The following is a 21146-nucleotide window of genomic DNA, read 5'->3' as shown; positions in this document are numbered from 1 at the left end:
AAAACCCATGGACCTCTTCACCCCACGCCATCGCCCGTCGCCGTCGCTGATCGTTCCCGCATTGCTTCTCGTATTCCTGGCGGCGTTGCCGGAGCTTGCCCACGCCCTGGAGGCCAAGCCACTGCGCTACGAAGACGGCCTGGGCTCGCTCTACACCTCGCTGACCGGTCCGGTGCCCTTCATCATTTCGCTGGTGGGCATCGTGGCCTGCGGCGCCATGCTCATCTTCGGCGGCGAGATCAGCGGGTTCCTGCGCACCATGGTGTTCCTCGTGCTGGTGATCTCGGTGATCGTGCAGGCCACAGCCGTGGTGTCCATGTTCGGCGGCAACTGGAAAGGCCAGGCCGCCGGCACGATACAAACAGGTTCCGCGTTGGCGGCAGCGTACGCTCGCGGCATCGCCTGATGGCCGTCCGTACCGTGCCCATCCGGCGTGCCGGCAATCGCGACAACCTGTTCATGGGTGGCGATCGCGAACTCGTGCTGTTTTCGGGGTTGCTTGCGGCGGCGCTCGTCTTCTCGGCGCAGGAATGGAAGGCCGCCGTGTTCGGTGGCGCCCTGTGGATCGGTGCGGTGCAGGTGTTCCGCCTGATGGCCCGGGCCGACCCGAAGATGCGCAAGGTGTACCTGCGCCAGCGCCGCTACCGGGCCTACTATGCGGCGCGATCCACGCCGTTCCGTCGCAACGGCCCGGCCGAGGAGGCGCAGTACCGATGATGGCGTGGATCACCTCGGCCATGGCGTCGATCGTCGGCGTGCTCGTCATCCTGCTGCTGCACCGCATCCGCCGGCTGGATGCGGAGCCCAAGCTCAGCCACTACCGTCCGCACGGCCAGGGCGTGGCGGATTTGCTCAACTACGCGGCCGTGGTGGACGACGGCGTGGTGGTGGGCAAGAACGGCGCGTTGATGGCAGCGTGGATCTTCACCGGCGACGATGCGGCCAGCAGTACCGATGAACAGCGCGAGACGGCCTCCATGCGCGTGAACCAGGCGCTTGCGCGGCTGGGCAACGGCTGGATGCTGCACGTGGATGCGGTTCGGCGGCCCGCGCAGGATTACGCCGACGCGGCGTGCTCGGCGTTTCCCGATCCGGTCTCGGCTGCCATCGACGAGGAACGCCGACGGATGTTCAACAGCCTGGGCGCCACCTACGAGGGCTACCTGGTGATGACGCTGACCTGGTTTCCGCCGCAGGTGGCGCAGCGCCGCTTCGTCGAGATGATGTTCGACGACGACAGCGAGGTGGCCGGCAAGGCCGAGCGTACGTATGGCCTGCTGGCCGAGTTCCAGCGCGAGTGCCGTGGCTTCGAGGGCCGGTTGTCCGGCGTGTTCCGCATGGACCGGCTGAAGGGCCGGCGCCACGTCACCGAGGAAGGCCGCGAGCAGATCCACGACGACTTCCTGCGCTGGTTGCAGCTGTGCGTCACCGGGCTGGACCATCCGATCACGTTGCCGGCCAACCCGGTGTACGTGGACGCGCTGGTGGGCGGCCAGGAAATATGGGCGGGCGTGGCGCCGCGGATCGGCCGGCGTTTCGTGCAGGTGGTGGCCATCGAAGGGTTTCCGCTGGAGTCCTACCCCGGCATCCTGACCTCACTGGCCGAGCTGCCCAGTGCCTACCGCTGGTCCAACCGGTTCATCTTCATGGACGCGCACGAAGCCCTGCGGGAAATGGAGAAGTTCCGCAAGAAGTGGCGGCAGAAGGTGCGCGGCTTCTTCGACCAGGTGTTCCAGACCAGTTCGGGCTCGGTCAACTACGACGCGCTGTCGATGGTGCACGACGCGGAAGCCGCCATCGCGGAGATCAACAGTGGCCTGGTCGCCCAGGGTTACTACACCAGCGTGGTCGTGGTGTCCGACGAGGACCGCGCGCGGCTGGACCGCTCGGTACGCCAGATCGAGAAAGCGATCAACGCGCGCGGTTTCGCCGCCCGCGTGGAAACGGTCAACACCATGGACGCGCTGCTCGGCAGCCTGCCCGGGCACGGCGTGGAGAACGTGCGTCGCCCGCAGATCAATACGCTCAACCTCGCCGACCTGCTGCCGTCGTCCACCATCTGGACCGGGCAGGCCGAGGCGCCGTGTCCGATGTATCCGCCCGCGTCGCCGCCGCTCATGCAGTGCGTCACGCAGGGGGCGACGCCGTTCCGGCTCAACCTGCACGTGAACGACCTCGGCCACACGTTCCTGTTCGGGCCCACGGGTTCGGGCAAGTCGACCCACCTGGGCCTTATCGCGGCGCAGTTGCGGCGCTATCGCGGCATGTCGTTGTACTGCTTCGACAAGGGCCTGTCGCTGTTTCCGCTGGCCAAGGCCTGCGGTGGCCTGCATGTCGAGGTGGGCGGCGACAACGAGGCGCTGGCCTTCTGTCCGCTGCAGTTCCTGGCGTCGCGGGCGGACCGCGCCTGGGCGGTGGAATGGATCGACAGCATGCTGGCCCTGAACGGCGTGCAGACCACCCCCGCGCAGCGCAACGAGATCGGCAACGCCATCGTGTCCATGCAGCAATCCGGCGCGACGACCTTGTCGGAGTTCGTGCTGATGATCCAGGACGAATCGATCCGCGAGGCATTGCGTGTCTATACCGCGGACGGCGCCATGGGCCACCTGCTGGACGCGGCGCAGGACGGCCTGCGCCTGTCGGAGTTCGCGGTGTTCGAGATCGAGGACCTGCTCAACCTGGGCGACCGCTTCGTCCTGCCCGTGCTGCTGTATCTCTTCCGTCGTATCGAGGCGTCGCTGACCGGCCAGCCCGCGGCGATCATTCTCGACGAGGCCTGGCTGATGCTGGGCCACCCGGTGTTCCGCGCGAAGATCCGCGAGTGGCTCAAGGTGCTGCGCAAGTCCAACTGCATCGTCATCATGGCCACGCAAAGTCTTTCCGACGCCGCCCGCTCGGGCATCCTCGACGTGATCGTCGAATCCACCGCCACCCGGATCTTCCTGCCCAATCCGTTCGCCCGCGACGACGACGCCAGTGCGCTCTATCGGCGCATGGGCCTGAACACCCGGCAGATCGAGATCCTCGCCACCGCGGTGCAGAAACGCCACTACTACTACGTGTCGGAGCAGGGCAGGCGCCTCTACGAACTCGCGCTGGGTCCGCTGGCGCTCGCCTTCATCGGCCATACCGATCGCGAGTCCATCGCCACCATTCGTGCCCTGGAGGATCGCCACGGCGAGGCCTGGGTACATGCCTGGCTGCAGCTCAAGGGGCTGCGGCTGGAAGACTACGGAGCGCCCGCATGAGCACGCCCAGCAAGACGCCCCATCCACGCCCGATGTCCGGCAAGGGCCTGGCGCATCCCTACCTCAACGCGCGGCGCACCTGGAACTCCCACGTGGGCAGCCTGATCGCGTCGCGCACCCTGTGGCAGGCCGTGGCGCTGATCGCCCTGCTGATCGTGCTCGCCGCGGTCGGCGGGGTGGTCTACATCGGCAGCCAGTCCAAGTTCGTGCCCTATGTCATCGAGGTGAACAAGCTGGGCGAAGCGATGGCCGTGGCGCCGGCGGACAAGGCGGCACGGGTGGACCAGCGGGTCATCCGTGCCTCGGTGGCCGAGTTCATCGTCAACGCGCGCACCGTCACGCCGGATATCGCGATGCAGCGTCGCGCCATCTTCAAGGTCTACGCGCTGATGGACGCGGGCAGTGCGGCGGCACGGAAGATGACCGCGTGGCTGAACGGCTCGCCCGAGACCAATCCGTTCAAGCGGGCGCAGAAGCAGACGGTGAACGTCGAGATCGCCTCGGCGATCCCGCAGACGGCAAGCACCTGGCAGGTCGACTGGATCGAAACCCAGCGCTCGCGCCAGGGCGAGCTGCTGGGCAAGCCGTACCGCATGAGGGCCCTGCTCAATGTCGAGACCCGCTCCCCCGCGAGCGATATCGACGACGAGCAACTGCGGCTCAATCCGCTGGGTATCTACATCTCCGATTACTCCTGGTCCAAGCAGTTCTGACGGGCACGACATGAAAACAGCAGCTACCCTCGCCACGCTGGCGTGGCTCCTCCCCGCCGTCGCCACGGCGACCACCGAGACCGAGCTGGCCGACCAGTTCTTCTCGCGGGACAACCCGCGACTGACCGCCCAGGAAAAAGCCGGGCTCGATATCTCGCGCAAATGGATCGCCAGCACGGCCGCCTCGGTGAAGCCCGTGCCCGGGCCGGACGGCAGCATCCGCTTCCTGTTCGGGCAATCCCAGCCCAGCGTCGTGTGCGCCGTCATGCAGGTGTGCGACGTGGAACTGGAACCGGGCGAGCAGGTCAGCTCGGTCAACGTGGGCGACGCCGTGCGCTGGCTGGTGGAGCCCGCGCTGTCCGGTACGGGTGCCACCGCGGTGCAGCACATGGTCATCAAGCCGCTCGATGTCGGCCTGGAAACCTCGCTGATGGTTACGACGGACCGGCGTACCTATCACATGAGGCTGCGCTCGCATCGCACGGAATACATGCCCCGTGTCGCGTTTACCTATCCGGATGCGGTCGAGGCCAAATGGGCCGCGGTGAAACGTCAGGCGGCCGTGGCCCAGTCCACCCCACCGCCGGCGGAGAAAAAGCCGTACCTGGGCGACCTCGATTTCGGTTATCGGATCAGCGGCAACGCACCGTTCAAACCCGCGCGCGTCTACAACGACGGCGTGAAGACCGTGATCGAGATGCCGCCCACGTTCACCCAGGGCGAGGCACCCACGTTGCTGGTGATACGGGAGAGCGGCAGCTTCTTCCGGAAAGACGAAGAGGTGATGGTCAATTACCGCCTGCAGGACGGCCGTTACATCGTCGATACGTTGTTCCGTAAAGCCGTCCTCGTGGCCGGTGTCGGCGTGGCCCAGCGGCGCATCACCATCGAGCGGCGCCGGTGAACGAGGTGGTGGCTCGCCCGTCCGGCGTGCGCCGGGTGAACAACGTGCCGCTGCTGATCGTCGGTGGCGTCATGGCGGTATTCGTCGTGCTTGTGGCGCTGGTGGCGCTGCAACGTGGGCGCACAAGCGAGCCTGCGCCTACGCCGGTCGCGAGTGCGCTGCCCGAGAACAGCCGGTTGCTCGAGCAGATGCTGGCCGGCGGCGCTACCGCCGGCCTGGTCCCGGACCCCGACGAGCCGGCCGTGCCGTCGTTCCCGGTGGCACGCGTGGCCGATCCCGGGATGCCACCGCTGCCTGCGAGCCGCACGGAAGGCGCCCCGGGCATCGAGGACGATGCCGTGGCCCGGGAGCGCATGAAACTGTTCCAGGACGCGTTGCACGCGCGCACCGGCCTGGCCGCGGTCGCGACGCGCCCCGAGGCGCCGGCAGGCAAGGGGGTTGCCGTGGACGATGCCCGTACGAACGCCACGGAGACACCGGCGTCCGACGCCCGGCTGCCCGTGCACGCGGACGGCGACTACGCTGCGTTCGACGACGCGAGGGCGCGGGCGGCGGGTGCGGATCGCTGGCGGCTGGATACCCGCGTGGACGCCCCGCGCACCGCGTTCGAACTGCGCGCGGGCTCGGTGATCCCGGCCACGATGATCTCGGGCATCCACTCCGAGTTACCCGGCCAGATCATCGCCCAGGTCAGCCAGGACGTGTTCGACACGGCGACCGGACACCATCGGCTGATCCCGCAGGGCGCACGGCTCGTCGGGCGCTATAGCCACAACGTCATCGAAGGGCAGTCGCGCGTCCTGGTGGCCTGGCAGCGCATCGTGTTTCCCGACGGCAAGGCCCTCGACATCGGGGCCATGGAAGGCGTGGACGCGGCGGGTTACGCAGGCTTCCACGACAAGGTCAACCGCCACTACCTGCGCATGTTCGCCTCGGCCGTCCTGATGTCCGGGATCACCACCGGCCTGACGTCGTCCGGCATCCGTCCGTCGGACGATCCGTTCGGTACCTCCAGTCCCGTCATGCTGCGCGAAAACCTGGCCCGGCAGATCGGCGAGGTGGCGACGAAGATGATCGACAGGAACATGAGCTACGCGCCCGAACTCACCATCCGGCCCGGCTATCGCTTCAACGTCATGGCCGTGAAGGACCTGACCTTCAGGCAGCCCTACACGCCATTCGATTACTGATCCCAGGAGTACGCGTGCCATGAAAGCATGGAGCCGAGTGCCGCGGTCGCCCGCCGTCGTACTGGTGGCGATCATCGCCACCAGTACGACGTGCCGGGCAGCGGCGAGCGTCGCTGTCTTCGACATGATGAATTTTTTCTCGAACGTCGCCCAGAACGCGCAACTGGTGGCGATCAGGAAGTCGCTGACCGATCAGAGTGGTGGCTCGCTCAAGCAACACGCCGAGAACATCGACAAGGCCGCACAGCAAACCAATGCGTCCAGCGCGCATATCGCGGCGATGTCGAGCGAGATCAGCAGGAAGCTCGACACGAATGCGGCAATCGATGCGAACTTCACCTGGATCATCACCCGCGGCGCGCACGGCGACCGCATCGTCCCGATACCCCACGAGGTGAAGCAGCTGCTGCAGAAGGTTCACGCGCCGGGCGGCAGTGACGACTATGCCGCGCATTTCGAGGATGCTTCGGCGTACTACACCCGGCTGGGCGGCAACGCGGGCGATGCCGCCGGTGCCGATTTCGAAGGTTCGCGCGCGCGCAAGGCGGCCAACGACGCGCTGGTGAAGATCATCGATATGGAGCAGGGCCGCCTCGACGACGAAGCCGGCGGGCTGGAGGCATTGGCGACGGTCGGCAATGCGGTCGAGGGCCAGGGCCGTCAACTCCAGATCGCCAACGCCCTGGCGGGTTCGCAAGCCAACCAGCTGATCAAGATGCGTTCGATGATGCTGGCCTCGGAGTTCGCGCGTGCCGCCGAAGCGCAGGCGGCCGCGGACAAGGACGCGCGAGCCATCGCCACCGGCCGGCACCTGCGCGAAGGGCTGCAGTCGGCCATCGTCGCCTCTGAAACACCGTTGCCGTCCCTGTGAGCACGCCATGTCGCGCATGAACCGGTCGTCCGTCGCCCTCGGCCTCCCGCTGCTGTTGCTGGCCGTGGTCGCGCACGCCCAGAAGGTCACGCCTGACGCGGTGGTGACGGCCGCGGAAACGGCGATGACGAAAAGCCTGGCGATCGAGGGCATCCTGGACGCGGCGAAAACGCTGTTCTGGTCGCTCGCCGTGATCAGCCTGGTCTGGACGATGGGCATGCTGGTGCTGCGGCAGGACCTGGGCGAGGTGCTGCTGGAGCTGGTCCGGTTCGTGGTCGTCACCGGCACGTTCTACTGGTTGCTGGTGAACGCCAGCGACGGCCAAGGGGGCGACGGCTTCATCGCCGATATCGTCGACTCGTTCTTCGAACTGGGCGAAGGGATGGGCGACGGCATGGGCGCCTCGCGGTTCCGTACGCATGCCGACGCCTTCGTCGCGCGTGGCCTGCGCATCTATTTCACCACGCTGGACGCCACCCGGGCCGGCAGCGAGGCCGACCAGTTGCTGGCGGGTGGCATTGCCGTCCTCATCCTCGTACTGCTGACGATCGTCGCGGCGCAGTTTCTCGTCGCGCTGGTGACGGCCTGGCTGCTCGGCTATGCCGGCATCTTCCTGCTCGGCTTCGGCGGCGCACGCTGGACGTCCGCGCTGGCCATCAGCTACTACAAGCACGCCCTGGCGGTCGGTATCAGCGTGCTGATGCTGGGCGTGCTCGGTGCCGGCGGACACCGTGCGATCGAAGGCCTGTCCAGCGCCAGCATGAATGCGAGCGACCCGCGCTTCATGTGGCTCGGCATGATGCTGGCGGTATCGGTCCTGGTCCTGGTCCTGGCGATACGCATTCCGCAGTTCTTCTACACGCTGGTGACCGGCTCCCACCTGGGCGTGCTGGCCGGTTCGGCGGGCGTGATCGGAAGCGCCATCGCCATGGGCGGTGGCGCGGCATTCGCCGCCGCGACCGGGCGTGCGGGCGTGGCGGTGTATGGCGATCTGCCCGGCGGCCCACCCGGCGCGCGCACGACATCGGTGATGGACGCCGTGTAGCGATCCGCCTCGGTGGGGCGCGACGAGCCGTCGCCATGATCGACACCCTTCCGGACATCCCTCCGCCGCGCCAGGAGATGGTCGTGTGCTCACTCGGTGCCTCGCTGGCCTACGACGTACCCGCCAACATCCTGCTCGCCATCGCGGAGAAGGAGGCGGGCAAGCCGGGGCAGTGGGTGCGCAACGCCAACGGCACCTACGACGTCGGCCCGTTGCAGTTCAACACGGCGTACCTGCGCGGCCTGTCGCGGTTCGGTATCGCCCCTGCCGACGTGGCGGCGCCGGGTTGCTATGCCTTCCTGCTCGCGGCGTGGCGCATCCGTGGGCACCTGCGCGGCGACACCGGCGATGTCTGGACACGCGCTGCCAACTACCACTCGCGCACGCCGCGGTTCAACGCGCGCTATCGCGCCGACCTGATCCGCCGCGCGGTGCGCTGGTCGTCGTGGCTGGATCGCCACTTTCCCACCCACGACGCCATCGTGGACCACCCACCTTAAGGAACGAGGTTTCCATGCATCACCGAACGATCCGTCGCGCGTCGTGCGCGCTGCCGCTGCTGCTGTTCGCCATGCCGGCCATGGCGATATCCAGCGGGTGTTACTGGCAGGCCGAAGGCAACTACCAGCTAGGCCAGACCGCGCAGATCACGGTCAGCAACGCCATGGCGCCTGGTACCGTGGTCCGCGACGACGTGGCCTATGGCGACGGCAACCGGCTGGCGAAATGCGCAAAAGGCTACGCCACGCTGGAAGGCGATTACACCGTGGCCCGCGAAGGCGGCATGGTCCCCCTCACCGTAGGCGGCCAGCCGTCGGGCTTCGGCATCGAGGTGTACATCCATGACCTGCGCAACAGCCAGCACTACGAGTTCCCGCACCGATACCAGCGCTACTTCGGCCTGGGTGACGGGGTGATCGGCAACGACGCCGTGGTCGGTTATCGCGTCAAGCGCCTGGGCGGCCCGGTGCGCTTCGGTCGCGTCGACAGCCGGGTCATCGCCCAGCAGTGGTCCTACCAGCCCGGCAATGTCAGGACCCGGGCATTCCGCCACCTCGTGGTCTACGACCTCCAGTTCGTACGCCCCACCTGCAGCATCAGCGCGGAATCGCTGAACCAGGTTTTCGACGTGGGCACCTACCACGTCGGCAATTTCGCCACGCCGGAGCGTGCGACCCCGTGGCGGCCCTTTCACCTGGTGGTGCAGGAATGCGCCGAACCGGTCGGCCTGGTCGCCTCGTTCACGTTCGGAAGGGCCGCGGACGCGGACCCGACGGTGAGCGAGCTCTTCTCGCTCAGTGGCCCTCGCAACGTGGGCCTGGAACTGGCCAGCGACGACACCCGGACGACGATCCGGCCGGGCGTGCCGTTCCTGGCCAACGCGCTGGGTACGGGACGTTCCTACGACTTCAACGTGCGCCTGCGCGAAACTGGCCCGACCGTGCGCGGCGGTGCGTTCCGGCGCCCCATCGTGGTGCAGGTGGATTTCAACTGAGCCGGCGGGGTGGCAGCCCGCCGGCCCCGGTGCGGGTCTTCGGCGCTAGAATCGACGCCCCGCACGTACGAAACCACCGCCATGCGCAATCCGCTCCAGGAACAGCTACTCAAGGCCGGCCTCGTCAAGAAGGACAAGCTGGCCAAGGTCGCGCGCGAACAGGCCAAGGCGCGCCAGGGCAAGGCGCCGGCACCGGATACCGCCGACCAGGTGGACGTTCGCCGGCTCCAGGCCGAGCGTGCCGAGCGCGATCGGGCCCTCGCTGCCGAGCGCAACGCCGAGGCCCGCGCCAGGGAGATCCGCGCGCAGGTCCGGCAGATCATCGAGACGACCCGGGTCAAGCGCGAGGGCGATATCGCCTATCGCTTCAACGATGGCGAGAAGATCGCCAGCATCTTCGTCAACGAGGCGCTGCGTGCGCAGCTTGCCTCCGGCAGCCTGGTGATCGCGCGGGCCGGCGACGGCTACGAGCTCATCCCGCGCCTGCCCGCCGACAAGATCCATGCCCGTGCCACGGACATGATCGTGCTCGATCACGGCCGCAAGGAAGGCGATCCGCTGCCGACCAGCGACGATGACGACGACTACTACAAGCAGTTCGTCGTGCCGGACGATCTCATCTGGTGACCCCCACCACCTTCCGCTCATGCCGCAGCAGCCAGTCCTTCCGCCATAGCCCACCGCCGTAGCCGGTCAGCGAGCCATCGGCGCCGATCACCCGGTGGCACGGGATCACGATGGCGAGCTGGTTGGCCCCGTTGGCCCGGGCAACCGCACGCACGGCCGTATGGCGGCCCGCGGCGTGCGCGATGTCGCCATAGCTCCGGGTACTTCCGGGCGGAATCGCGACCAAGGCATCCCATACGGCCTTCGTGAAGGCGGAGCCGTGACGGGCCAGCGGCGTGTCGAAGGCCAGCCGCCGGCCCTCGAAGTAGTCCCTCAGTTCGGCTTCGATGCGGTCGATGACCGGGGTGCGCCCGAACGTGATCGAAGACCGGGTCGCCTCGCGCAGCTTCTTCAGTTCGGTGGGCAGCGCGGTACGGTCGAAAAACTCCAGCAGGTGCAGGGCGTGGGCGTCCGCCACCGCCAGCATCGTGCCGATCGGTGACTCGATCCAGTCGGCCCGGAGCAGCTCCCTGCCGCGCAGTGCCACCGGCACCTCGCCCAGCAGGCGCACGATGGCCTCGCGGAAGCCGCTGCCGGACCCGTAGCCGGCAGACTGCTGGGCGTCGATGACGCTGGCGCCGGTGGCGAGCCGGTCCATGCCCCGCCCGGCGCGCCGCAGGCGGGCCATGTCGAGGAAGGTGAGGCCGAGGTGGCGCTTGAATGCGCGGCGGACGGTCGAGGGGTCGTAGCCCAGTTCGACCAGATCGCCCTCGGCCCAGATCCGCTCGGGCTCGTCTTCCAGGCGCCTGAGCAGGGCCGAGACGATCGGCTCCCGTTGGCCCACCGGGTCCAGCGGCCGGCAGCGGAGGCACGGCCGGAAGCCCGCCTCGAAGCAGGCGGGTACCGAATCGTAGAAACTGGTGTTTTCGAGCAGTGGTTTGCGTGCCGGGCAGGTCAGCCGGCAGAACACGCCCGTGCTGGTGACCCCGACGAACACATGGCCGTCATAGGCGGGGTCGCGTTCCAGCAAGGCGCGGTAGAGGGTGTCGCGGTCGGGCAGGTCGAAGAGCATGCGACACAGGGTAAGCCACCCCGGCGGGCCCCGCCCACGCTAATCGGGCGGGGATTTCCTTCCTGTCAGGCCTTGTTGCGGTCGGTTTCCAGCGAGCGGTTGATGCGCAGCGCCAGCAACGTGCAGGCGGCACCGGACAGCAGGTAGACGCTGACCGCGGCCAGGCCGAAGCGCATCGACAGGCCCAGCGCCACCAGCGGGGCAAAAGCCGCACCGAACAACCAGGCGAAATCGGAAGTCAGGGCCGCGCCGGTATAGCGGAAGCGCTTGGCGAAGTTGGCGGTCACCGTACCCGCGGCCTGACCGTACGACAGACCCAGCAGGGCGAAGCCGATCAGGAGGAAGGCGTCCTGGGCCACCTTGCCGCCACCCAGCAGCCAGGGCGAGGCGATGGCGAACAGGCCGATCAGTACCGCCATGGTGCCCAGCGTATTGCGACGGCCGAACTTGTCGGCCAGCACGCCCGAGGCCACCGTGGCCAGCACGGCCAGGAAGGCGCCCACGATCTGCACGACCAGGACGTTGTTGATGTCCTGCGAGCGGTTCAGCGTGATCCACGACAGCGGGAAGATCGTCACGATGTGGAACAGGGCGTAGCTGGCCAGGGCGGCGAAGGCGCCGATGAACAGGTTGTAGCCCTGGGCCTGGAACATCTCGATGATGCCGATCGGCTCCAGCTGGCCCTCTTCGAGCAACTGGGTGTATTCCTCGGTGACCACTAGGCGCAGGCGGGCGAACAGGGCCACCACGTTGATGGCGAACGCCACGAAGAACGGGTAGCGCCAGCCCCAGCCGAGGAAATCCTCACGGGACAGCTGGGTGTGCAGGAACAGGAACAGCGAGCCCGCGATCAGGAAGCCGACCGGCGCGCCCAGCTGGCCCAGCATGGCGTACCACCCGCGTTTTTCCTTGGGTGCATTGAGCGACAGCAGGGACGGCAGGCCGTCCCACGAGCCGCCCAGCGCGATGCCCTGCAGGAACCGCAGCAGCGACAGGATCACGATGACCGTGTAGCCGCCGTTCGTATTGGCTGGCAGGAAGGCGATGCTGACCGTGGACGTGCCCAGCAGGAACAGTGCCACCGTGAGTTTGGTGCTGCGGCTCCAGGTGCGCTGGATGGCCATGAACAGCGTGGTGCCGATCGGCCGGGCGATAAAGGCGAATGAAAAAATCGTGAAGGCCAGCAGGATGCCGTCCAGCGGGCTCAGGAACGGAAAGAACACCGACGGGAACACGAGCACGGACGCGATGCCGTACGTGAAGAAGTCGAAGTATTCCGAGGCCCGGCCGATAACCACGCCGACCGCGATTTCGCCCGGGGCGACCGGGGCGTGGCTGGTCTGGTGCTGGCGGCGGACGTCCTGCTCGGCGCCCGCGGCGCCCTCGTGCGCATGCGAAATGGTGGTCATCCTGGCTCGGCCCGGGTGGATAGTTGGCTACAGCATAGCGAAGCGGAAGGTCAATGGCGCGTCGAACAGGCACCAGGGGACGGCGGACCGACGCCATGGGACAATGTGTCCTATGGCCTTGGCGGCCTGTTGAGCGTAAATTTTAATGTCCCCACGGTTGCTTCCCTCATGCGAATGTCCATGAAGATGTTGCGCGGATTGCTGATCCCCGCCCTTGCCCTGCTCCTGTCGGGCTGCGATGCCGTGCTGTTCAGCCCTTCGGGCGACGTCGCAAGGCAGCAGCGCGACCTGATCATGATTTCCGTGGTGCTGATGCTCATCATCATCATCCCCGTCATCGTGATGACCTTCCTGTTCGCCTGGAAGTACAGCGAGAAAAACAAGAACCACGGCGGCTACGATCCGGACTGGAACCACTCCACGGTGCTGGAGCTGCTGATCTGGTCCGCCCCGCTGCTGATCATCATCGCGCTGGGCGCCATCACCTGGACCAGCACGCACAAGCTCGACCCCTACCGTCCGCTCGACCAGATCGACGCCTCCCGCCCGGTCCCGGCCGGCATGAAGCCGCTGGTGGTCGAGGTGGTGGCCCTGGACTGGAAATGGCTGTTCCTCTACCCGGAGCAGGGCATCGCCACGGTCAACGAGATGGCCGCCCCCGTCGATCGCCCGATCGAGTTCCACATCACGGCGTCGTCGGTGATGAATGCCTTCTTCGTCCCGTCCATGGCCGGCATGATCTACGCCATGCCCGGCATGGAGACCAAGCTGCACGCGGTCATGAACAAGACGGGCGACTTCGAGGGCATTTCCGCCAACTACAGCGGTGCCGGTTTCTCGGACATGCGTTTCCGCTTCCACAGCCTGTCCGACGCCGATTTCGCCGCCTGGGTGGCGAAGGCCAAGGCCAGCGGCGACACGCTCAGCCGCGAGGACTACCTCAAGCTCGAGCAGCCCAGCGAGAAAGAGCCCGTGCATTTCTACGGCAGCGTGGCCCCCAGCCTCTATAACGCCATCCTCAACCGCTGCGTCGAGTCCAACCGCATGTGCCAGAGCGACATGATGGCGATCGACAAGCAGGGTGGCCAGGGCGTGGTGGGCACCTACAACGTGACCTCGCTGGATGCCGCCACCCGCGCGCGGGTGGGCCTGGATACCGCCGGTCCGCGCTACGTGGGCGCGCTGTGCGTCGGCACCGGCAGCGCCGGCCAGCCGATCTCCCCTGCCGGACGTCCGCTGTAACAGCGGCCGCCTGATTTCGATTCAAGCCTTAGCGAGTCCGGTAATGAACATGCCCGATCTAGCCAAACTGATCTTCGGACGCCTCACCATCGAGGCGGTCCCGTACCACGAGCCCATCCTCATCGCCACGTTCGCGGGCGTCGCCCTCGGCGGCCTCGTGGTGCTGGGCCTGATCACCAAGTACAAGCTGTGGGGCTACCTCTGGAAAGAGTGGTTCACCAGCATCGATCACAAGAAGATCGGCATCATGTACATGGTGCTGGGCATCGTCATGCTGCTGCGCGGTTTCGCGGACGCCCTGATGATGCGCGCCCAGCAGGCGATCGCCTTCGGCGACAACCCCGGTTTCCTCCCACCGCACCACTACGACCAGATCTTCACCGCCCACGGCGTGATCATGATCTTCTTCGTGGCGATGCCGCTGGTCACCGGCCTGATGAACTACGTGGTGCCGCTGCAGATCGGCGCGCGCGACGTCGCCTTCCCGTTCCTCAACAACTTCAGCTTCTGGATGACCGTGTCCGGCGCGCTGCTGGTCATGGCGTCCCTGTTCGTCGGCGAGTTCGCCCGCACCGGCTGGCTGGCCTACCCGCCGTTGTCCGGCCTTGCGGCCAGTCCCGACGTCGGGGTGGATTACTACATATGGTCGTTGCAGGTGGCCGGCGTGGGCACCACGCTGTCCGGCATCAACCTGATCGCCACCATCGTCAAGATGCGCGCACCCGGCATGTCCATGATGAAGATGCCCGTCTTCACCTGGACCTCGCTGTGCACCAACGTGCTGATCGTCGCCGCGTTCCCGGTGCTCACGGCCGTGCTGGTGCTGTTGTCGTTGGATCGCTACGTCGGCACCAACTTCTTCACGAACGACTTCGGCGGCAACGCCATGATGTACGTGAACCTGATCTGGATCTGGGGCCACCCCGAGGTCTACATCCTGATCCTGCCGGTGTTCGGCGTGTTCTCCGAGATCGTCTCCACCTTCAGTCGCAAGCGCCTGTTTGGTTACGCCTCGATGGTCTACGCCACCGTGGTCATCACCGTGCTGTCTTACCTGGTCTGGCTGCACCACTTCTTCACCATGGGCTCCGGCGCCAGCGTCAACTCGTTCTTCGGCATCACCACGATGATCATCTCGATCCCCACGGGCGCGAAGATCTTCAACTGGCTGTTCACGATGTACCGTGGCCGCATCCAGTTCGACGTGCCGATGCTCTGGACGATGGGCTTCATGGTCACCTTCGTCATCGGTGGCATGACCGGCGTCATGCTGGCGGTGCCCCCGGCGGACTTCCTGCTGCACAACAGCCTGTTCCTCATCGCGCATTTCCATAACGTGATCATCGGCGGCGTAGTGTTCGGCGTGTTCGCCGCCATCAACTACTGGTTCCCGAAGGCCTTCGGCTTCCGTCTCGACCCGTTCTGGGGCAAGTGCTCGTTCTGGTTCTGGCTGGTGGGCTTCTACTTCGCCTTCATGCCGCTGTACGTGCTGGGCTTTATGGGCGTCACCCGCCGCATGAACCACTTCGAGGACCCCTCGCTGGCGCTCTGGTTCCGCCTGGCCGCATTCGGCGCGGTGCTGATCGCCCTGGGTATCGGCTCGTTCCTCGTGCAGATCTTCGTCAGCATCCGCAACCGCGAGAAGCTGCGCGACGTCACCGGCGATCCGTGGCACGGCCGCACGCTGGAGTGGTCCACCTCGTCGCCGCCGCCGGATTACAACTTCGCGTTCACCCCGATCATCCACGAGCCGGATGCCTGGTGGGACATGAAGGAGCGCAACCACACGCGTCGCACGGAAGGCTACCTGCCCATCCACATGCCGAAGAACACCGGCGCGGGCATCATCATCGCGGGCTTCGCCTTCGTGCTGGGCTTCGCCATGATCTGGCACATGTTCCTGGTCGCCGGCCTGGCCTTCCTCGGCCTGCTGGTCACCGCGATCGGCCACACGTTCAACTACAAGCGCGACTACTACATCCCCGCCGACGAAGTGGCTCGTACCGAAGCCATCCGCACGGAAGAGCTTGCCGCCCATGTCTGATATGCACGCTACGCCCGCCACCGTCGCGGATGGCCAGGACCTCGAGTTCTGGATGAAGGAAGACCACCACCCGGCCAACGGCACGTTGCTCGGGTTCTGGATCTACCTGATGAGCGATTGCCTCATCTTCGCCACCCTGTTCGCCGTGTACGGCGTGCTCGGCCGCAGCTATGCGGGCGGCCCTTCGGGTGCCGACCTGTTCGAGCTGCCGCTGGTCGCGATCAACACGACGATGCTGCTGCTGTCTTCCATCACCTATGGCTTCGCCGTGCTGGAGATGCAGAAGAACCGCAAGGGCACGATGATGGCCTGGCTGGTCATCACCGGCCTGTTCGGCCTGGCGTTCCTCGGCATCGAGATGTACGAGTTCGCGCACCTCATCCACGAGGGTGCCGGTCCGCAGCGCAGCGCGTTCCTTTCTTCGTTCTTCACCCTGGTCGGCACCCACGGCCTGCACGTGACCTTCGGCATCATCTGGCTGGTCACGCTGCTGTTCCAGGTGGGCCGCCTCGGCCTCACCGCCGCCAACAAGCGTCGCATCATGTGCCTGTCGATGTTCTGGCACTTCCTCGATGTGGTGTGGATCGGCGTCTTCACCTTCGTTTACCTGATGGGAGTGCTGCCGTGAGCGCGCACATCGAATCGCACGACCACCACGACGATCACGACGACGGCGCCAGCCACAGCACGCTGAAGGGCTATATGACGGGGTTCTTCCTCGCCGTGTTCCTCACCGCGGTGCCGTTCTGGCTGGTGATGGGCAAGGTGATCCCGAACGCGCAGACGCTGGCGATCGTGGTGATGTTCTTCGCCGCCATCCAGATCGTGGTCCACATGATCTACTTCCTGCACATGAACACGAAGTCGGAAGGCGGCTGGAACATGCTGGCGCTGATCTTCACCCTCGTGCTGGTGGTGATCACGCTCACCGGCTCGATCTGGGTCATGTTCCACCTCAACTCGAACATGATGCCGGGCATGAGCCACGACATGACCGAGCAGCAGGTCAAGAACCTGCCTTGAGCGTGGATGTTCCAACCACGCCGAAGACGCCGCGCCGAACGCGCGGCGTCCTCGTTCTGGGGTTGCTGGCGCTGTGCGGCCTCGTGCTGTTCACCGGCTTCATGGCCCTGGGCACCTGGCAGGTGCATCGCCGGGCCTGGAAGCACGACCTCATCGCCCGCGTGGACCAGCGCGTGCATGCGCAGCCCGTCGCCGCTCCGGGCCGGCCCCAGTGGTCCACGATCACGACGGCCGACGACGAATACCGGCGGGTGACGATCACCGGCACGCTGTTGCAGGACAAGAGCGTGCGCGTGCGTGCCAGCACCGAGCTGGGCATGGGTTCGTGGTTGCTGACGCCGCTGCGCACGCCTGCCGGCGATGTGGTCCTCATCAACCGTGGCTTCGTCTCCACCACCTGGTGCGGCGGCAAGGCCAGCTGCATGCCAGGGCCCGTCGGTGAAACCACGATCACCGGCCTGCTGCGCATCAGCGAGCCGAAGGGCGCGTTCCTGCAGGACAACGACCCTGCGGGCGATCGCTGGTATTCCCGCGACGTGGCCGCCATTGCCCGGGCGAAGTCGCTTGGCGACACGGCGCCGTACTTCATCGATGCCGATGCCGCCTCGTCGCCCGGCCATGTCGATGGCAACGACGGTCCCGTGGGTGGGCTCACGGTCATCGCCTTCCCGGACAACCACCTCACCTACGCGATCACCTGGTACGGGCTGGCCCTGATGACCTTGCTCGGTGGCTGGGTGGTGTGGAAGGACGAGCGGAAAAGGCGCACTTCGCGCTAGCCCCCGGCCTGGGTGTACCCCACGGTCCATTCCCCACGCCACGGCGAGCGATTTCAATCCGGCGCCCGCCGAACGTCATGGGTAGATGCAGACGCACTACCCCCCGTCCCAGGCGATGCGCGATCTCACCCACGCCCGGGCCGGGTCGCGGCGGCCGAGGAGCGCGCTGGTGCTGGCCCTGGACCATCTTCGGCGACGTGCGGCGCTGCGCCGGCAGGGCGCGGCGCCCGAGCCGCGCCTGGCCTACCTGCTGCGCTCACTGGCGGCCTTCCGTCGGCAGACCGCCTGGCTGGACCTGATCGGCCGCTCGCGCACCCTGCGTGCCGCGGCGGCGCTGAATCCCCGGGTCTACGAGCGCTGGCAGCGGCACTACATCTCCCGTGACTTCCACCTCGCCACCTGTGCGCGGCTGGTGGAAGCGCATTACCGCTTCATCGCGCGGGAGTTTCCCGAGCGCCTGCGCGAACGGCTGGTGCGCGGACACGACGTGCGCCTGGCCACCCTGCCACTCGGCGACGGCAACGTGGCCTACCTGCATGCGCGCGCCCCCGAAGACGACGCCACGGGCGAACTGGGCCTGTTCCTGCTCAACGACGGCAAGGAGGTGATTTCGTCGTGCACGATCACCTTCGGTGGCGTCGAGGGGCTGCTGATCGGGGCCATGCGCGGCTCGTGGGCTTACCTCGGGCGCGAGGCCATAGGCCGGTTCACCCGGGCCACCGGTGGTCTGCGTCCGCGCGACCTCCTGCTGGCGCTGATCCGCTCACTGGCGGTCCATTACGGCATCGAGCGCGTGCGTGGCGTATCGCGCCAGGCCCATCCGCTGGGACGGCGTGACGGCGTGACGTTGGCGGCTTACGACCGATTCTGGCGGCGGCACGGTGGCGTGCCCGGCGCGGACGGTTGCCATGACATCCCTCTCAGGGAGCCTGCTGCCGTTGGCGAAGCGAGGGCGGCTTTCAGCCAGGACGCCTGCGCCGCGGCCTTGCAGGCGTTCACCCGGACGAGTGGCGCCTAGAAATCGTACGAACCGGTCAGCAGCACCACGCGGCCCTGGCGGATGGGGACGAAGGTCTCGTCGAAGTTCACCGCGTACAGCGTGCGGGCGAAGAGGTTCTTCACGCCCAGCGTCAGCTGCCAGTGCTCGCCGTAGCGCGACACGTTCGCTTCCACGCTGGCCTGCCCAGGAATGCCGAAATACTGGCCGTCGTTGCTGGTGCGGCCGATGCTGTGGCTTCGCGCCAGGATGCCCGCGGCGACGCCCCAGGGCTTGATGTCGCCCTTGCCGAAGCGGTAGCTGCTCCAGACGGCCGCCTGGTGACGTGGCGAGCCGGTGGGTCGCGTATCGTCGTTGTTGTGGATGCGTGCCTCGGTGACGCTGGCGATGACGTCCAGGCCGTCGGCGATGCGGCCGGACAGTTCCAGCTCCACGCCGCGATTGGTCTGGCCGGGGCCGGGCGTGGCGAAGAACGGCGCCTCCGGCGAGACCAGGTCCACGCTGTGGTCCACGCGGATGCGATACACCGCGGCGGTCAGGCGGGCGCGATGGTCGAACAGCTCGAACTTGCCGCCCGCCTCCAGCTGTCGGGAGGTGGCCACGGGCAGCGGCTGGCCGTCCTTGCCCAGCAGCGGATCCGGCTGGAAGCCGGTGGAGCTGTCCGCATACAGGGCCACCTCCGGCGACAGCTTGTAGACCACGCCCAGCTTCGGAATCCAGCGTGCCTTGCGCAGGGTGCGCGGGCTGCCGTCGGTCCAGTGCGTTTCCAGCCGGTAGGTGGTGCGCCGTAACGCGGCCAGCACGTTCCAGCGGTCGCCGATGACGATCTGGTCCTGCAGGTAGGCGCCGGCGTTGGTCTGCCACGATCCGCCCAGGGTCTGCACGGTGGTGCTCACGGGCGCCAGCAAGGCGTTGAACCGCGCGGAAAATGCCGTGCCGGTGCGCAGGTCGTAGGCCAGTGGCCGCGTGGCGACGAATGCCTCGCGGTCGCCGACCGTCTCGCTGTCGCTGCCATCGGTCTGGGTGGTGCTGCCGCTGCCGCCGTCACCCGCATGGGTGCGGGCCAGGTCGAAGCCCAGCAACACGGTGTGTGTCACGTCACCCTGCCCGAAGCGGCGGGTGAGGTCGTTCTGCCAGGTCCAGTAGGTGCCCGTGTAGCGGAAGGTGCGTGCCACCGGTGAGAGCACGGCATCGCGGGTGCCGAACTCACTCGACACGTACGACCAGCTGCTGCCGTTGCTGCGTTGGCGCACGTACTGGCCCTGGCTGTGCAGGGTCCAGTCGTCGAACGCATGGTCGAACTCGAACACCGCGCGGCCGGTGCGATACGTCGACGTGTCGCCCGGCGTGCCAGGGACGGAGCGGTAGGGCGACGCCGCGGACAACGACGGACCCAGCAGCACGGTGTGCTCCGGGCCCGGCACGCGGTTGTCGACGACCTCCACGCCGCCCATCACGCGGGTACGCTCGTCGGCCCATGCGAGCGACGGTGCGAGGTAGGCGCCGCGACCGCCACCGTCGCCACGCGGCGTGGTCTCGCCACGTTGTCCCGCGGCCACCACCCGATAGGTGACCGATCCATCGGCGGATGCGGCGCCGGCCAGGTCCACGCCGAGCCGGCCGCCGTCGTAGCGGCCCGCCGAGTAGGTGAGCGTGCGCACCGGTTCCGCCTGGGGCCGCTTCATCACCACGTTGATCGAGCCGCCGAAGTTGTTGTTCTGCGACGCGTCGCCCAGGATGGCCTCGGGTCCACGCAGCACTTCCACGCGCTCGATGCCGATCAGCGGCGGCAGGTCCTCCGTGCGCGCGATGCCGTTGGGCATGCCGTCGGTCATGCCGTGCCCCGCGTCGAAACCACGAATGAGGAACAGCGGCGCGCCGCCGTAGCCGTCCACGTATTGCACGCCGGCGACATAGCGCGCCACGTCGCCGATCCCCACCGCCTGCTGGGACGCGATCGCATCGCGGGTCACCACGGAAATCGACTGCGGCACGTCCATCAGGTGCGCGTCGTTACGCGTGGCGCTGCGGGTGGTGTCGGCCTTGAAGCCGACGTCCTGCACCAGGCCCTGCACGTCCACCGTGGCCAGCGGCACCACGGCGCCCGGATCGAACGCCACCGCCGGATCGGCGGGTGCCGGTGTCGCGTTGCCGGGTTGCTGGCGCTGGCGCACCACGACCGTGCTGGCATCGTAGGACTCGCGCTCGAGGTCGGTGCCCCGCAGCAGTTGGTCGAGAGCGGCATCCGGGGTGAGCATTCCCTGTGCGCCGGCGGAACGCCAGCTGGCGATCGAGCCGGAGGCGGTCAGCACCTGCACGTTGGCTTGCCTGCCCCACGCCAGCAGCGCCGTGGTCAGCGGCTGCGGCGCGATGGCGAACGGCAGCGTCGCTCCCGCGGACGCCCCGGCAGGCGCGCCGATGGCTTGCGTGGCACGGACGGCGAGCGTCAGCGCGAGCGCGCCGGTAAGCATGCGCCGGCGCCCGCGAAGCGAATACTGCAACACC

General features: G+C 67.2%; 19 protein-coding genes and 1 pseudogene. 17 read left to right on the top strand and 3 right to left on the bottom strand.

Annotated features, from left to right (window positions below; all coding sequences use genetic code 11):
* The first annotated feature begins 7 nt into the window (after positions 1 to 7).
* From ACVKN3_RS06320 to ACVKN3_RS06270, 11 genes and pseudogenes are all read left to right on the top strand, one after another.
* On the top strand, positions 8 to 406 hold the full coding sequence (locus ACVKN3_RS06320; RefSeq protein WP_354513486.1) for a TrbC/VirB2 family protein: 399 nt from the start codon (positions 8 to 10) through the stop codon (positions 404 to 406).
* On the top strand, positions 406 to 717 hold the full coding sequence (locus ACVKN3_RS06315) for a conjugal transfer protein TrbD (protein ID WP_285403890.1): 312 nt from the start codon (positions 406 to 408) through the stop codon (positions 715 to 717). Before ACVKN3_RS06320 ends, ACVKN3_RS06315 begins: the two co-directional genes overlap by 1 nt.
* The gene (locus ACVKN3_RS06310) at positions 714 to 3251 is read left to right on the top strand and encodes a VirB4 family type IV secretion/conjugal transfer ATPase (protein ID WP_354513488.1); all 2538 of its coding nucleotides are present in this window, start codon (positions 714 to 716) and stop codon (positions 3249 to 3251) included. Before ACVKN3_RS06315 ends, ACVKN3_RS06310 begins: the two co-directional genes overlap by 4 nt.
* A complete protein-coding gene (locus ACVKN3_RS06305; protein WP_354513490.1) occupies positions 3248 to 3964 on the top strand; it encodes a VirB8/TrbF family protein in 717 nt (238 codons plus the stop codon). Before ACVKN3_RS06310 ends, ACVKN3_RS06305 begins: the two co-directional genes overlap by 4 nt.
* Positions 3965 to 3974: 10 nt before the next feature.
* Entirely contained in the window at positions 3975 to 4868 is an 894-nt protein-coding gene (trbG, locus tag ACVKN3_RS06300; protein WP_285403896.1) for a P-type conjugative transfer protein TrbG, read from the top strand.
* Entirely contained in the window at positions 4865 to 6058 is a 1194-nt protein-coding gene (locus ACVKN3_RS06295; RefSeq protein ID WP_354513493.1) for a TrbI/VirB10 family protein, read from the top strand. Before trbG ends, ACVKN3_RS06295 begins: the two co-directional genes overlap by 4 nt.
* Positions 6059 to 6077: 19 nt before the next feature.
* Positions 6078 to 6929: a hypothetical protein gene (locus ACVKN3_RS06290; protein ID WP_354513495.1), complete on the top strand. Its 852-nt coding sequence runs from the start codon at positions 6078 to 6080 to the stop codon at positions 6927 to 6929.
* Between the two features lie 7 nt (positions 6930 to 6936).
* Positions 6937 to 7974: a P-type conjugative transfer protein TrbL gene (gene trbL / locus ACVKN3_RS06285; RefSeq protein ID WP_354513497.1), complete on the top strand. Its 1038-nt coding sequence runs from the start codon at positions 6937 to 6939 to the stop codon at positions 7972 to 7974.
* Between the two features lie 35 nt (positions 7975 to 8009).
* Positions 8010 to 8471: pseudogene (locus ACVKN3_RS06280) on the top strand (conjugal transfer protein TrbN); the annotation flags it as partial.
* Between the two features lie 17 nt (positions 8472 to 8488).
* On the top strand, positions 8489 to 9469 hold the full coding sequence (locus tag ACVKN3_RS06275) for a fimbrial protein (protein WP_354513499.1): 981 nt from the start codon (positions 8489 to 8491) through the stop codon (positions 9467 to 9469).
* 81 nt (positions 9470 to 9550) lie between these two features.
* On the top strand, positions 9551 to 10096 hold the full coding sequence (locus tag ACVKN3_RS06270; protein WP_285403903.1) for a DUF2058 domain-containing protein: 546 nt from the start codon (positions 9551 to 9553) through the stop codon (positions 10094 to 10096).
* Here ACVKN3_RS06270 and ACVKN3_RS06265 read toward each other — a convergent pair.
* A complete protein-coding gene (locus ACVKN3_RS06265; protein WP_354513501.1) occupies positions 10086 to 11147 on the bottom strand; it encodes a bifunctional transcriptional activator/DNA repair enzyme AdaA in 1062 nt (353 codons plus the stop codon). The two genes, ACVKN3_RS06270 and ACVKN3_RS06265, sit on opposite strands and share 11 nt — an antisense overlap.
* A gap of 65 nt (positions 11148 to 11212) precedes the next feature.
* Positions 11213 to 12556 (bottom strand): MFS transporter, encoded by a 1344-nt coding sequence (locus ACVKN3_RS06260; protein WP_036138490.1) that lies wholly within the window; start codon positions 12554 to 12556, stop codon positions 11213 to 11215.
* Positions 12557 to 12736: 180 nt separating this feature from the next.
* On the opposite strand from ACVKN3_RS06260, the gene cyoA reads away from it, so the two are divergent.
* The 6 genes from cyoA (at position 12737) to ACVKN3_RS06230 (ending at position 18662) form a co-directional block, all read left to right on the top strand.
* Positions 12737 to 13798 carry a ubiquinol oxidase subunit II gene (gene cyoA / locus ACVKN3_RS06255; protein ID WP_354513503.1) on the top strand — a complete coding sequence of 354 codons (1062 nt, stop codon included), beginning with the start codon at positions 12737 to 12739 and terminating at the stop codon, positions 13796 to 13798.
* Between the two features lie 70 nt (positions 13799 to 13868).
* Positions 13869 to 15842, top strand: a complete 1974-nt coding sequence (gene cyoB, locus ACVKN3_RS06250; protein ID WP_285403977.1) for a cytochrome o ubiquinol oxidase subunit I — start codon at positions 13869 to 13871, stop codon at positions 15840 to 15842.
* Between the two features lies 1 nt (position 15843).
* Entirely contained in the window at positions 15844 to 16470 is a 627-nt protein-coding gene (cyoC, locus tag ACVKN3_RS06245) for a cytochrome o ubiquinol oxidase subunit III (protein ID WP_221174353.1), read from the top strand.
* Entirely contained in the window at positions 16467 to 16865 is a 399-nt protein-coding gene (gene cyoD, locus ACVKN3_RS06240) for a cytochrome o ubiquinol oxidase subunit IV (protein WP_285403908.1), read from the top strand. The genes cyoC and cyoD overlap by 4 nt, the downstream gene beginning before the upstream one ends.
* Positions 16866 to 16867: 2 nt before the next feature.
* Entirely contained in the window at positions 16868 to 17644 is a 777-nt protein-coding gene (locus ACVKN3_RS06235) for an SURF1 family protein (protein WP_354514006.1), read from the top strand.
* Between the two features lie 85 nt (positions 17645 to 17729).
* Positions 17730 to 18662 (top strand): DUF535 family protein, encoded by a 933-nt coding sequence (locus tag ACVKN3_RS06230; RefSeq protein ID WP_354513505.1) that lies wholly within the window; start codon positions 17730 to 17732, stop codon positions 18660 to 18662.
* On the opposite strand, the gene ACVKN3_RS06225 is transcribed toward ACVKN3_RS06230, so the two are convergent.
* Positions 18659 to 21112, bottom strand: coding sequence for a TonB-dependent siderophore receptor (locus tag ACVKN3_RS06225; protein WP_354513507.1), 2454 nt, complete (start codon positions 21110 to 21112; stop codon positions 18659 to 18661). The genes ACVKN3_RS06230 and ACVKN3_RS06225 overlap by 4 nt on opposite strands.
* Positions 21113 to 21146: the final 34 nt, after the last annotated feature.

This window comes from Luteibacter sp. PvP120 (assembly GCF_054055715.1).
This window is presented reverse-complemented; position numbering and strand designations above follow the sequence as displayed.